The organism is Kineosporia succinea (assembly GCF_030811555.1).
GTDB lineage: Bacteria > Actinomycetota > Actinomycetes > Actinomycetales > Kineosporiaceae > Kineosporia > Kineosporia succinea.
In genome coordinates this window covers 531,647-544,127 of sequence record NZ_JAUSQZ010000001.1, presented here as the reverse complement: position 1 = coordinate 544,127, position 12,481 = coordinate 531,647, and the positions used below count along the sequence as shown (strand labels likewise).

Below are 12,481 nucleotides of genomic sequence, written 5' to 3'. Positions count from 1 at the left end.
CTCGGGCGTGAGCTCGCACCGCGCCTCGGGGCCCTCCGGACCCGACGAGGGGGAAGAGGCCTGGCGCCGGGCCCGGCGCACCCCCGCGAACCGTCCGCGGGGGATGAGCCGGCGCGACGCGCTCGACGCCGAGCGGGTGCGGGCCGGAAAGGCCCCGCGCCCGAAGAAGTCCGGGCCGGGCAAGTTCCGGCCGCTGGCGCACCGGCCCAAGCCGGAAGACCCGCCGCTCACCCCGGTCCAGGCCGCCGGGTTCCTGATCCGCGAGGTCTTCCTGGTGCTGCTCATCGCGCTGGGCCTGTCGCTGATCATCAAGACGTACCTGATGCAGGCGTTCTTCATCCCCTCGTCGTCGATGGAAGACACGCTGCAGGTGGGTGACCGGGTGCTGGTGAGCAAGCTGACGCCGGGCCCGCTCACCCTGCACCGCGGCGACATCGTGGTGTTCCAGGACCCGGGCGGCTGGCTGCCCCCGACCGAGAAGGCCGCGGCCTCGAGCCCGGCGATGGAACGCATCCACGGTGCACTCATGTTCGTCGGCCTGATGCCCAGCGACGCCGACAATCATCTGATCAAGCGGCTCATCGGCCTGCCCGGCGACAAGGTGGTCTGCTGCGACGACCAGGGCCGGGTCACGGTCAACGGCACGGCGGTGGATGAGCCCTACGTGAAGCCGGGGAGCGCGCCCAGCGAGGACGAGTTCGAGGTCACCGTGCCCGCCGACCACGTGTGGGTGATGGGCGACAACCGCGGTGACTCGGCCGACTCCCGCTACCACCGCGACAACGCCGACGGCACGGTGCCGATGGACAACGTGGTGGGCGTCGCCTTCGCCCGGGTCTGGCCGCTGAAACGCATGTCGGTGCTGACGAATCCGTCGGAGGTCTTCGGGGGAGTGGATTCGTCATAGCGGGAAACACGCGCAACTTCTGCCCCTTCGCGCCGAGATCCGCCGGGCGTCCGGTAGCGTCTGGCTCCTCCGATTGGTTCCGGCTCGACAGGCTTCAGGTGGTGAGTGCGCGATGACCCCGGCGTCCGGCCGCCCCTTGTCGAAGAAGGCTGCGGCCAGCCAGGCCGCCGCGCAGCGGGCCAAGGCGCGTAAGGCCGCCGCCAAGAAGGCATTGCTCAAGAAGCTGACGGCCCAGCCGCCGACGCTGCGCGAGGAGCGCAAGCTGCTGCGCGAGGGGCATCGTTTCGTCGCGGGCGTGGACGAGGTGGGCCGCGGTGCGCTGGCCGGCCCGGTCACCGTCGGGGTCGTGGTGATCGACCTGGAGACGAAGTCCGCGCCGACCGGGGTGAAGGACTCGAAGCTCCTGGCTCCCGCGGTGCGCGAGAAGCTGGTGCCGAAGTTGCGCCGCTGGGCGCCGATGTCGGCGGTGGGGCACGCCTCGTCCGGGGAGATCGACGAGATCGGCATCATCGGCGGGCTCCGGCTCGCCGCCGCCCGGGCCTTCGCCCAGCTCGAGATCCGGCCCGACTGCGCCCTGCTCGACGGTTCGCACGACTGGCTGACGGTTCCCGCCGACGCGGTCGAGGAGGCGCCGCAGGGCACAGCGCTGTTCGACTTCGACGAGACTCCGGTGGCGGTGGGGCATCCGCTGACGTTCGTCGACGGCGAGCCGTTGTCGTCGATCGTGCCCGCGCGGGTGGTGACCCAGGTGAAGGCCGACCTGCGGTGTGCCGCCGTGGCCGCGGCGAGTGTGCTGGCCAAGGTCGAACGGGACGGCCTGATGGTCGGTTTCGCCGACGACCACCCGGGCTACGGCTGGGAGCTGAACAAGGGCTACTCGGCGCCCGACCACCTGGCCGCGCTGCGCCGGCTCGGGCCCAGCCGTATGCACCGGCTGTCGTGGAACATCCCGGGTTCGGACGGGGTGTACGGCGAGACGCTGGATCTGGACGGGCTGGACTCCCCGGTCGTCCCCGAGGTCGACTCGGCTTCCGACCTTGAGCTGGCGGAGGCGCTCGAAGGGATTCCGGCCGAGGCCGACTCGGCGTCGGACCTGGAGGAGCTGGTCTCGTCGGAGGAGGACGGAGTCCGTGGCGGCCGCGCCGAGCTGGCGCCGCCGAAACACGGGCGGGCCGTCGGTTACGACCACGAGGAACTCACGCTCTTCCCATGAGCCGCCTGCGTCAGGAGCTCGCGGTCATCGCGGCGGGTGGGGTGATCGGGGCCGAGGCCCGGTACGGCCTGACCCGCGTCGTGCCGGCCTCTCCGGGCGGGGTGCCCTGGGCCGTGCTGGTCATCAACGTCACGGGTGGCTTCTTCATGGGGGTGCTCATGGCGAGGCTGGCGCGGTCGGCGTCGCCGCATCCGCTGGTGCGGCCGTTCCTGGGCGTCGGGATCCTCGGGGGCTTCACCACCTTCTCCACCTACAGCACCGACACCTTTCATCTCATCGACGCCGACAGACCGCTCGCGGCGGTCGGTTACGTGACGCTGACGCTGGTTGGCGCGTTGCTGGCGGTGGTGCTGGGGGAGTGGGCGGTGTCGCTGGTGGCCCGGCCGGTTGCTCGCGCGGTAGGGGCTGGGGCTGACCTGGCTGGGGCTGACTTGGCTGGGGCTGACTTGGCTGGGGCTGACTCGGTTGGGGCCGACTCGGCTGGGACTGACTCGGTTAGGGCTGACTCGGCGGGGACTCCTGGTTCGACCGGGGAGGCCGGCCCCGTGGTCCTTCCCGACGAGGGCGCCGACGCATGATCCCCCTGATGGTCGCCCTGGGCGCCGCGATCGGTGCCCCGTCCCGGTACCTCCTCGACCGCTGGGTGCAGCGCCGGTTCCCGAGCACGCTTCCCCTGGGCACCCTCGTCATCAATCTCTCCGGCTCCGCGGTGCTCGGTCTGCTCATGGGCCTCGTGGCCGGCGGACGCATCGGCAGTGCGGCTCTCGCGGCTGGGGGCACCGGCTGGTGCGGTGCGTTCACGACCTACAGCACGTTCAGCTTCGAGACGGTGAAGCTGGTCCGAGCGCGACGGGTGGGGCCGGCGACCGGTTACGTGGTCGCGTCCGTCGTCGGTGGGCTTCTGCTGGCGTGGGGCGGAGTCGAGCTGGGGCTGGCGCTTTCCTGACGGCTGGTTCCCGACCACAGCCCGACCGGGCCACCGGCGCGTCCGCCATCGGGCTCGTGAGGTCTGCCCGTCGTCGCAGTTCGCAGCGGTCTGATTCCGGAACGTCCAGCCGGGTGGCCGCCCGTCGCGCGGCAAGCGTCCCTCCTCGCGCGGTTCTGCGACATCATGGGACAGAAGCGGGACCGGAACCGGGCGGATGGTAAGCATGTCCTGGCAGTGCGTGACGGTCCCGACCAGCGGCACACAGGAGCAAGCGGCAGGTATGAACGAGCGACGGCAGACCTGGCGGACCTCGCCGAACGGTGTCGGAGGGGAGGTCGGATGAGCGCCGAGGACCTTGAGAACTACGAGACCGAGATGGAGCTGCAGCTCTATCGCGAGTATCGCGACGTGGTCGGTCTCTTCAGCTACGTGGTCGAGACCGAGCGCCGGTTCTACCTGGCCAACCAGGTGGATCTGCAGGTGCGGTCGGCCGACGGCGAGGTGTATTTCGAGGTCTCGATGAGCGACGCCTGGGTGTGGGACGTCTATCGCCCCGCCCGGTTCGTGAAGGCGGTCAAGGTGGTCACGTTCAAGGACGTGAACGTCGAGGAACTCACGCCGAACGATCTGCAGCTGCCGAAGAACGGCGGTTTCGGCGCGGCCAGCTGATCGCGTCCCGGCTCACTGCCCGCCCCTCACCTCGAGGGGCGGGCAGATTTTGTGCTTGAGGACGTCGTGGTCACCTCGCCCGCGTCGGTGTCAGCCGGTCACTCCTCACCACTGATCCGGATGCTGCGCAGCCGGTAGCCGGTGTAGGCGAGCCCGATCACCGTGACCACGGTGAGCAGCGTGACGCCGGTGCCCAGGCCGACCGCGGAGTTGACGCCGAAGCCGGCGGCCCCGTCTCCGAGCATCTTCTCGGTGACGGCCAGGGCCCACTGCTGGATGCTGAGCGTCTGCGCGCCGGGCACGTACCCGCCGATCGCGGCCTCCCAGACCAGGGCGTAGAGCAGGCCGACCACCACCGCGTTGCGGGTGACGACGGCCAGCAGCAGGAACACCGTGGCGTAGGCGACACCGGCCAGCAGGGCGCCGGTCGCGTAGCCGGTGGCCACCCCGTCCTGATTGCCGGCGATCACGAAACCCGCGACCAGCGTGGGCAGCACGCCGAACAGCACGATCACGCCGATCGCGACGATCCACTTGCTGACCGCGATCACGTAGCGGTTCAGCGGTTTCGCGAGCAGGTAGACGATCGAGCCGTCGTCGATCTCCGGGCCGATCGCGCCGGTGCCCGCGATCAGGCAGAGCAGCGGGATCAGGAAACCGAGCGAGAACTGGCCGAGCAGATCGGCAGCGTTGCCCGACGACTGACCGCTGACCAGCCGCACCAGCACGGCCAGGGCGATCAGGACGGCGGGGAGCACGAACAGCAGGACGGCGCGGCGGCGGCCGACGAGACTGTGCCAGCTGAGCCCGGCGACGGTGGCGTTCATCGGTTCACCAGGTAGGAGAAGACCTTCTCCAGCGACTCGTCGGCGGGTGTGACCTCGTACAACCGGATCCCTCGTTCCCGGGCGAAGACCGGCAGCCGGTGGGCGAACCGGGTGTAGTCGGTGGCCTGCACGTTGAGCCGGTCGCCGAGCTCCACCCCGGAGGTGGAACCGTCGGCGATCAGCGCGGCGGCCAGAGCCCGGTCGTCACTCGACCGGATCGTGTACTGGTGCGGCCGTTCGGTCATCAGGCGGCGGATCTCGCGGAAGTCGCCGGACGCCGCGTGCCGCCCGGCCACCATCACCTCGATGCCCCCGGCGATCTGCTCGACCTCCTCGAGGATGTGCGAGCTGAACAGCACCACCCGGCCGGTGCGGCCGAGCTCGGTCATCAGGTCCATCAGCTGGAGACGCTGGCGCGGGTCCATGCCGTTGAACGGCTCGTCGAGCAGCAGCACGTCCGGATCGTGCACCAGGGCGGTGGCCATCTTGATGCGCTGCTTCATGCCCTTGGAGTAGCCGCCCACGTCGCGGGACGAGGCCTCGAGCATGTCGACGGTCTCGATCGCCCGCCGCGCGGCTGCTTTCGGGTCGGGCAGCCGGTGCAGCCTCGCGTTGGCGAGCACGAAGTCCCAGCCGGAGACCCCGTCGTACATCGCCTCCCGCTCGGGCACCAGGCCGATGCGGCGGTAGATGCCCTCGTTGTGCCAGGTGGCCTGGCCGTCGACCGTGACCGAGCCGGACGAGGGCGGCAGGAACCCGCTCATCATGTGGATCAGCGTGGACTTGCCCGCGCCGTTCGGCCCGAGCAGACCGGTAACGCCGGCCCCGATCGTCATCGAGACGTCGTTCACCGCCACCACGTTGCCGAACCAGCGGCTGACCTGTTCGAGTTTCAGCACGACGGGGGCGCGTTCGATTCTCGTCGCCTGGCTCATGAGGCCGACACCTTCCGGTAGCGCGCGAGCAGGAGGGCGTAGCTGCCGGCGATCACCAGGACCATGACCGCGGTGAACACCAGACCGCCGGTGGTGCCGGGCGGGGGCACGGGGTACGAGACGTCGGCGTCGACCAGCCAGTGCAGCACTCCCTGCACCAGCCCGACCGGGTTGATCATGGCGAAGTAGCCGGACAGGTCGGGATGGTCGTTCTCGTAGGCCAGGGCCGAGAGGACGCCGCTGATCAGGGTGAGCAGGAGCAGCACGGTGATCACCGCGGCCACCCCGAAGCCGCGCCGCGGGGTGATCGAGGCGATCAGCAGGCCGATGCCGGCCAGCACCAGCGAGACCAGGAAGGCCCCGAGAAGGCCCGCCGCCCAGCTCTTCGCGTTCGGCCAGAACGACATCTTGGCCAGCAGCGACCCCAGGAACAGGGCGGTCTGCGGAACCGCGATGAGGATGAACAGGGCCGTGCTCATCGCGCCGAACTTGGCCAGCACGTAGTCGTTGCGGTGCAGCGGACGCGAGAGGTACAGCGGCATGGTGCGGAACCGCAGGTCCCGCGAGACCGTGGCCGGGGCCTGGGCGGCCACGAAGATGGTGATCGCCGAGCTCAGCGCGAAGATGTAGTCGACCGACTCGATCGGCAGCGAGTCCAGCCCGGTCACGCCGGCCACCACCGCGACGATGATCGCGGGGCCGGTCATGACGAACAGCAGCAGGAAGGGCATGATCTTCGACTTCGTCGAGCGGCCGAGACCGTAGCAGCCCCGCAGGCTCTCGACGTACAGCGACCGGATCAGGTAGCCCCGGCCCAGCCGGGGCCCTTCGTAGTGCCGGAACCCGATGTCGTGGATGACTCCACCGTTGCTGCTCACGGTCGCCCCCCTTCGGTGTTCGGCGCGGTGTTCGGCGCGGTGGCGGGCCCGCTGGCGGGCTGTGAGGCCTGGGCCCACTTCTGCTGTAGGGCAGCAGCAACGGCCCGGGCGGGGTCACCCGCGTCGTTGCCGCCCGGGTCGTTCTGGTCGGGGTCGAGAGTCGGGTCGGCGCGGAAGATCTCGGCCATCCGGTGGCGGCGCCGCTCGAGCCGGTGCAGGCCGACCCCGAGCTGCACGACGGTGTCGAGCACGACGTCGTAGGTGCCGTCGTCGACCAGCTCGACCTCGATCTGCCGCCCGGCCGGGTGCACCACGAGCCCGGCGGCCTGCAGGGCCGCGCCCAGCTCGGGCACCCGCTCGTCGACCTCGACCGCCAGGATGCGGCTGGCCGAGGTGACGTCGGCGGTGGACGACGACCGCAGCAGACGCCCGCCGTCGACGACCACGATGTGGTCGCAGACCTGTTCCAGTTCGCCCAGCAGGTGCGAGGTCACGAGCATCGGGATGCCGAACTCGGTGCCGATGCGCCGCAGCAGCGCGAGCATCTGGTCGCGCCCGGCCGGGTCGAGACCGTTGGTCGGCTCGTCGAGCAGCAGCAGACCCGGGTCGTGCACGAGGGCCTGGGCCAGCTTGACCCGCTGCTTCATACCGGTCGAGTAGCCGCCCATCGAGCGGTACCGCTCCTCGTACAGCCCGACGTGCCGCAGTGTGTCGGCCGTGCGCTCGCGGGCCGCGGTCAGCGGCAGCCCGGACATCCGGGCCATGTGGAGGACGAATTCGGTGGCCGACATGTCGGCCGGAAGGCAGTCGTGCTCGGGCATGTAGCCCACTCGCTGCCGGATGGCGGGGCCGTCGGTGGCGACGTCGAGACCCAGGACCCGCGCGCCACCGGTGGTGGCGGGCAGCAGCCCGAGCAGGATCTTGATCATCGTGGACTTGCCCGCGCCGTTGGCACCGACCAGACCGACGACTCCGGACTCGATGGCGAAGGTCAGCCCGTCGAGCGCGGTGACAGCGCCGTAGCGCTTCGTGAGGTTCTCGACTGAGATCATCATGACCTGGCCGACTCTATTGGTGACCACCGACAGTTCACGTCCGGTTCGGCACCCGGTTCTGGGGATTCGTCCCCGGTTTCCGGCTCGGGGGCGCCCCGGATGCGGGGGTGCACCCCCGCCGACCGGACTTCGCAAAACCCTCGAACAGGTCTGTTTTCGCAGGCCACCCGCCCCTAGCATGACGTCCGTGGCCCAGCACTATGCGTTCACCGACAACGTCCGTGACCTCTCGAACAACGACGGTTTCCAGTTCGAGTTCTCCTGCGAGCGGTGCGGCAACGGTCATCGTTCGCCGTTCGTGCGCGACAAGGCCGAGATGGCGCAGAACGTGCTGCGCACCGTCGGCAACTTCTTCGGCGGCAACGCCCACAAGCTCGGCAGTCTGGCCGACTACTGGGACCGCGGAACCAATTCCGCCGCCAAGGACAGGGCGATGTCCGAGGCGGTCGAGACGGTCCGCCACGAGTTCCGCCAGTGCCGGGGCTGCAGCGACTGGGTCTGTCACGACGTCTGCTGGAACGAGCAGGTCGGCCAGTGCGCCCGCTGCTCGCCGTTCGTGCACGAAGAGCTGTCCCGGGCGCAGTCGCAGGCCCAGGTGCAGCAGATGCACGACCAGGCCCGGGAGGTCGACTGGAACAAGAACCTCGACGTCTCGGCCCGCACCACCGTCACCTGCCCGCACTGCTCCGCGAAGGTCGACGGTGGCAGGTTCTGCTCCGGCTGCGGTCAGGAGTTCCAGGTGAAGCGGGCCTGCCCGGGCTGCGAGTCCACGCGCAACGTGCCGGGGGCGGCGTTCTGCTCCGAGTGCGGCACCCGGATGGGCTGACGAACTTTCCACAGCACCGTACGAACGGCTGTCCGTCCACAGGCGGCCGCTGACGACCCGTCGGGAACCTCCGGAGCGAGCAGGCTTTCGCACCGGAGGTGGTGGAGATGCAGCTGGCAAAGGCCGAGCTCGGCCGCTACGGGGAGAACCTGGCGGCGGCGCACCTGGAGGCGACGGGCTGCCGGATCCTGGCCCGCAACTGGCGGTGCCGATCCGGTGAGATCGATCTGGTGGCGCTGGAGGGGCAGTGCCTGGTGGTCTGCGAGGTCAAGACCCGGCAGTCGGTGCGGGCGGGTGACCCCTTCGAGGCGGTGACCTCGGTGAAGGCGGGCCGGTTACGGCGCCTCACCGGGGCCTGGCTCGCATCGCAGAGCCGGTTCTACCCGCAGGTGCGCGTCGACGTGGTCGGCATTGTCCGCCCGCTGTCCGGCACCACCCGCATGGTGCACCTCAAGGGGGTGCTCTGATGGCGCTGGGCCGCGCGTTGTCCGTCGCGATCGTCGGGATGACCGGGCACCTGGTCGACGTGGAGGCCGACATCGCCCTCGGGCTGCCCGCCTTCACCCTGGTCGGCCTGCCCGACGCGTCGCTCACCGAGTCCCGCGACCGGGTGCGCGCCGCCTGTTCCAACTCCGGGCACCCGCTGCCGCAGCGCCGCATCACGGTGAACCTGTCACCCGCCGCGCTGCCCAAGGCGGGCAGCGGGTTCGACCTGGCGATCGCGGTGGCCCTGCTCCGCGCCCAGTCGGTGCTCGAGGCGTCGGCCGCCCGAACCTACGTCCACATCGGCGAACTCGGGCTCAACGGCCGGGTGCGCCCGGTGCGCGGAGTGCTGCCCGCCACGCTCGCCGCCGTGCGCAGCGGCTTCCCCGACGTGGTGGTGCCCGTCGCCAACGAGGCCGAGGCCCGTCTCGTGCCCGGCGCCCGGGTGCATCCGATGAGCACCCTGGCCGACCTGATCCGGTTGCACGGCGGCATCGCCGGTGAGCTGCCGCCCGAGATTCACCAGCCCGCCCTGCTCCATGTCGCGCCCCGCCGCGAGAGCCGCGCTCCCGAGGCGCATCCGGGCGACCTGCTGGTGCGGCCCGGCGACCTCACCCCGGCGCGGGCCGGTCTCCCGGCCGGTCCGGAGCCCGACCTGTCCGACGTGATCGGCCAGAAGCAGGCGCGCACGGCCCTCGAACTCGCCGCCGCCGGAGGGCATCACCTGCTGCTCATGGGCCCGCCGGGCACCGGCAAGACCCTTCTCGCATCCCGGTTGCCGGGGCTGCTGCCCGATCTCGACGACGAGGCGGCGGTGGAGGTGACGGCCGTGCACTCGGTCGCGGGCACCCTCGTCCCGGCGAGCGGGCTGATCCGGCGACCACCGTTCCAGAGTCCCCACCACACCGCCACGATCGTCTCCATGGTCGGCGGCGGCAGCGGACTCCCGCACCCGGGTGCGGCGTCGCTGGCCCACCGCGGCATCCTCTTCCTCGACGAGGCCGGCGAATTCCACTCGCAGGTGCTCGATGCTCTGCGCCAACCGCTCGAGCACGGCGACCTGGTGATCCACCGCGCCAACGGCAGCGCCCGTTTCCCGGCCCGGTTCCTGCTGGTGCTGGCCAGCAATCCCTGTCCCTGCGGCCAGGCCTCGGGCAAAGGGCTGAACTGTGTCTGCGCGCCGATCGCCCGGCGCCGCTACCTGTCCCGGCTGTCCGGTCCTCTGCTCGACCGGGTCGACCTGCAGGTCGACGTGCTCCCGGTGTCGCGCACCGACATGGCCGAGAGCGACCGGGCCGAGACCTCGGCCACGGTGGCCCAGCGGGTGCGTGCCGCTCGGGCCATCGCCCGCGACCGGCTCGCCGGCACCCCGTGGACCTGCAACGGCGAGATCCCCGGCAGCTACCTGCGGGGCCCGCTGCGACTGCCTCCCGACGTCACCCAGGATGTCGACCGGGCGCTCGACACCGGCAAGCTGTCGATCCGGGGCCACGACCGGGTGCTGAAAGTCGCCTACTCGGTGGGCGATCTGGCCGGGCGGGAACGTCCCGACCGCGACGACGTGTCGCTGGCGCTGATGCTCCGGCGCCGGGGGCAGGTGTCAGTGTGAACGGCAACGAGAACGCGTCGGCGGCGCAGGCCGTCGTCGAGCCGCGGCTCGGCAGCGACCCCGAGGAGCGCCGGGCCCGGGTGGCCTGGAGCCGGCTGGTCGAACCCGGTGACGCCCGGGCCGGTGCCCTCGTGGCCCGGCGTGGGGCGGTCGGGGCACTGGCCGACGTCTTCGACGGGTACGACGCCGAACGGTACGGTCCCCGGCTCGCAAGTCTCGATCCCGACCAGGACCTGCACAACCTCACCCTGATCGGGGGCCGTCTGGTCGTGCCCGCCGACCCGGAGTGGCCCACCGGCCTCGACCGGCTGGGCGACGAGAAACCCTTCTGCCTCTACGTCCGCGGCCCGATGCCCCTGAATCAGGCCTGTGCGCAGTCGGTCTCGATCGTCGGGGCACGGGCCGCCACCGCCTACGGTGAGCACATGGCCACCGAACTGGCCGCGGGCAGCGCCGACAAGGGCATCACCGTCGTCTCCGGGGCTGCCCTCGGCATCGACGCCGCCGCTCATCGGGGGGCGCTCGCGGTGAGCGGTCCGACGCTGGCGGTGCTGGCGGGTGGGGTCGACCGGTTCTACCCGCCCTCGAACGAGCTCCTCATCGCCGAGATCGCCGATTCCGGGGCGCTGGTCAGTGAGGTCCCGCCGGGGCAGACGCCGACGAAGTGGCGCTTCATCTTCCGCAACCGCATCATCGCGGCACTGGGCCAGGCCACCTGCGTGGTCGAGGCGGGCAACCGCTCCGGCACGATGGGCACCGCGAACTGGGCCGACCGGCTGAGCCTTCCGGTCGGGGCGGTGCCCGGCCCGGTGACCTCGCCGTCGTCCTACGGGGCGCACCGTCTGCTGCGCTCGGGCGCGGTCTGCATCACCTCGGCCGACGAGCTGTGTGAGCTGGTCGGCCCGATCGGCACGTTCCTCGCGAGCGACGAGCCGGTTCCGGAGGCCGAGTACGACGGTCTGGAGCCCCGGGACCTGCAGGTTCTCGACGCCCTGCCCGTGCGCAGGGCCGTGCCGGTGGCCCGGTTGTGTTCGGTGGCCGGGGCGGGCGAGACGGCCGTCGAGGCGTCACTGGCCCGCCTGGAGCTGCGGGAACTGGCCGAGCGGGTCGGAGACGGCTGGCGCCGGGCCCGCCGCCGGTCGTCGGGAACGTCCCGATGACGCAACGGGTCTCAGCCCTGGTCGGCCGTCGAGTCGATCAGCTCCCGGGCGCCCTGGTGCAGCAGGGCCACGGCGACCGAGGTGCCGAGCAGCACCGGATCCGAGGCGCTTCCGGTCTCCTCGGCCTCCAGCGTGGTCTTGCCGTCGAGCGAGAACACCATGGCCCGCAGGCCGAGCCGACCGTCGGGCCGAGAGGTGGCGAGCCCGGCGATCGGGCTGTTGCAGTGCCCCTGGAGCACGTGCAGCATCATCCGCTCGGCCGTGGTCTCCCGCCAGGTGCCGGTGCTGCCGAGCCTGCCGATCAGATCGACCGTTTCGGTGTCCTCCTCCCGGCACTGCAGCCCGAGCACCCCGGCGCCGATCGGCGGGCACATGGTGTCGATGCCGAGGATCTGTGTCGCCCGGGCGGTCTCGCCGATCCGTTCCAGGCCGGAGTAGGCGAGCAGCAGCGCGTCGGCGTGCCCGGCCTCGAGCTTGGCCAGACGGCTGTTGGCGTTGCCGCGGATCGGCACCGTGGTCAGGTGCGGATAGGCCCTCGCCAGCTGAGCGATCCGGCGCACCGCGGAGGTCCCGATGCGGGTGCCGGCGGGCAGCTCGTCGAGCGTGAGGCCGCCGGGGTGGATCAGGGCGTCCCGCACGTCGTCGCGCTCGAGGTAGCAGGCGAACGTGGTGCCGGCCGGCACCGGCCGGTCTCCCGGAACGTCTTTCATGCAGTGCACGGCGAGGTCGACCTCACGGTTCAGCAGCAGCTGGTCGACCTCGCGGGTGAAGGCGCCCTTGCCGCCGAGCGCCGCCAGCGAGCCGGGCCAGCGGTCGCCGCTGGTCGTCACCGGCACGACCTCGACCACCAGATCCGGCTCGAGCGCGGTCAGCTCGGCCCGCACGCGCTCGACCTGGGCCAGCGCCATCGGTGAGGAGCGCGTGCCGATCCGCACCACGCGTCCCTGGTCTGATCGGTCCACCCGCCGCACACTAGTCCTGCTCATGAGAC

General features: G+C 71.1%; 14 protein-coding genes. 9 read left to right on the top strand and 5 right to left on the bottom strand.

Annotation, left to right across the window (positions count from 1 at the left end; translation table 11 throughout):
- Positions 1-7: 7 nt before the first annotated feature.
- The 5 genes from lepB (at position 8) to J2S57_RS02455 (ending at position 3,717) form a co-directional block, all read left to right on the top strand.
- Positions 8-907, top strand: a complete 900-nt coding sequence (gene lepB, locus J2S57_RS02475) for a signal peptidase I (protein ID WP_307237799.1) — start codon at positions 8-10, stop codon at positions 905-907.
- Positions 908-1,019: 112 nt separating this feature from the next.
- Complete coding sequence (locus tag J2S57_RS02470) at positions 1,020-2,120, top strand: ribonuclease HII (RefSeq protein ID WP_307237796.1); 1,101 nt, start codon at positions 1,020-1,022, stop codon at positions 2,118-2,120.
- Positions 2,117-2,698 (top strand): fluoride efflux transporter CrcB, encoded by a 582-nt coding sequence (gene crcB / locus J2S57_RS02465; protein ID WP_307237794.1) that lies wholly within the window; start codon positions 2,117-2,119, stop codon positions 2,696-2,698. The genes J2S57_RS02470 and crcB (J2S57_RS02465) overlap by 4 nt, the downstream gene beginning before the upstream one ends.
- The gene (crcB, locus tag J2S57_RS02460) at positions 2,695-3,066 is read left to right on the top strand and encodes a fluoride efflux transporter CrcB (RefSeq protein ID WP_307237792.1); all 372 of its coding nucleotides are present in this window, start codon (positions 2,695-2,697) and stop codon (positions 3,064-3,066) included. The genes crcB (J2S57_RS02465) and crcB (J2S57_RS02460) overlap by 4 nt, the downstream gene beginning before the upstream one ends.
- A gap of 321 nt (positions 3,067-3,387) precedes the next feature.
- Positions 3,388-3,717, top strand: a complete 330-nt coding sequence (locus J2S57_RS02455; protein WP_052533778.1) for a DUF2469 domain-containing protein — start codon at positions 3,388-3,390, stop codon at positions 3,715-3,717.
- Positions 3,718-3,815: 98 nt separating this feature from the next.
- Here the strand turns inward: J2S57_RS02455 and J2S57_RS02450 are convergent, their stop codons facing one another.
- Genes J2S57_RS02450 through J2S57_RS02435 form a run of 4 tightly spaced genes read right to left on the bottom strand, consistent with a single transcriptional unit; the run spans position 3,816 to position 7,409 of the window.
- Complete coding sequence (locus J2S57_RS02450) at positions 3,816-4,544, bottom strand: ABC transporter permease (RefSeq protein ID WP_307237790.1); 729 nt, start codon at positions 4,542-4,544, stop codon at positions 3,816-3,818.
- Positions 4,541-5,479 (bottom strand): ABC transporter ATP-binding protein, encoded by a 939-nt coding sequence (locus tag J2S57_RS02445; protein WP_307237788.1) that lies wholly within the window; start codon positions 5,477-5,479, stop codon positions 4,541-4,543. The genes J2S57_RS02450 and J2S57_RS02445 overlap by 4 nt, the downstream gene beginning before the upstream one ends.
- Complete coding sequence (locus tag J2S57_RS02440; protein ID WP_307237786.1) at positions 5,476-6,357, bottom strand: ABC transporter permease; 882 nt, start codon at positions 6,355-6,357, stop codon at positions 5,476-5,478. Before J2S57_RS02440 ends, J2S57_RS02445 begins: the two co-directional genes overlap by 4 nt.
- A complete protein-coding gene (locus J2S57_RS02435) occupies positions 6,354-7,409 on the bottom strand; it encodes an ABC transporter ATP-binding protein (RefSeq protein ID WP_370882552.1) in 1,056 nt (351 codons plus the stop codon). Before J2S57_RS02435 ends, J2S57_RS02440 begins: the two co-directional genes overlap by 4 nt.
- Positions 7,410-7,590: 181 nt before the next feature.
- On the opposite strand from J2S57_RS02435, the gene J2S57_RS02430 reads away from it, so the two are divergent.
- The 4 genes from J2S57_RS02430 to dprA all read left to right on the top strand — a co-directional run bounded on the left by J2S57_RS02430 (position 7,591) and on the right by dprA (position 11,490).
- Positions 7,591-8,238: a zinc ribbon domain-containing protein gene (locus tag J2S57_RS02430; RefSeq protein ID WP_370882429.1), complete on the top strand. Its 648-nt coding sequence runs from the start codon at positions 7,591-7,593 to the stop codon at positions 8,236-8,238.
- Between the two features lie 107 nt (positions 8,239-8,345).
- The gene (locus J2S57_RS02425) at positions 8,346-8,705 is read left to right on the top strand and encodes a YraN family protein (RefSeq protein WP_307237780.1); all 360 of its coding nucleotides are present in this window, start codon (positions 8,346-8,348) and stop codon (positions 8,703-8,705) included.
- Positions 8,705-10,330, top strand: coding sequence for a YifB family Mg chelatase-like AAA ATPase (locus tag J2S57_RS02420; protein ID WP_307237778.1), 1,626 nt, complete (start codon positions 8,705-8,707; stop codon positions 10,328-10,330). The genes J2S57_RS02425 and J2S57_RS02420 overlap by 1 nt, the downstream gene beginning before the upstream one ends.
- The gene (dprA, locus tag J2S57_RS02415) at positions 10,327-11,490 is read left to right on the top strand and encodes a DNA-processing protein DprA (RefSeq protein ID WP_307237776.1); all 1,164 of its coding nucleotides are present in this window, start codon (positions 10,327-10,329) and stop codon (positions 11,488-11,490) included. Before J2S57_RS02420 ends, dprA begins: the two co-directional genes overlap by 4 nt.
- An 11-nt stretch (positions 11,491-11,501) precedes the next feature.
- Here the strand turns inward: dprA and hemC are convergent, their stop codons facing one another.
- Positions 11,502-12,476 (bottom strand): hydroxymethylbilane synthase, encoded by a 975-nt coding sequence (gene hemC / locus J2S57_RS02410; RefSeq protein WP_370882428.1) that lies wholly within the window; start codon positions 12,474-12,476, stop codon positions 11,502-11,504.
- Positions 12,477-12,481: the final 5 nt, after the last annotated feature.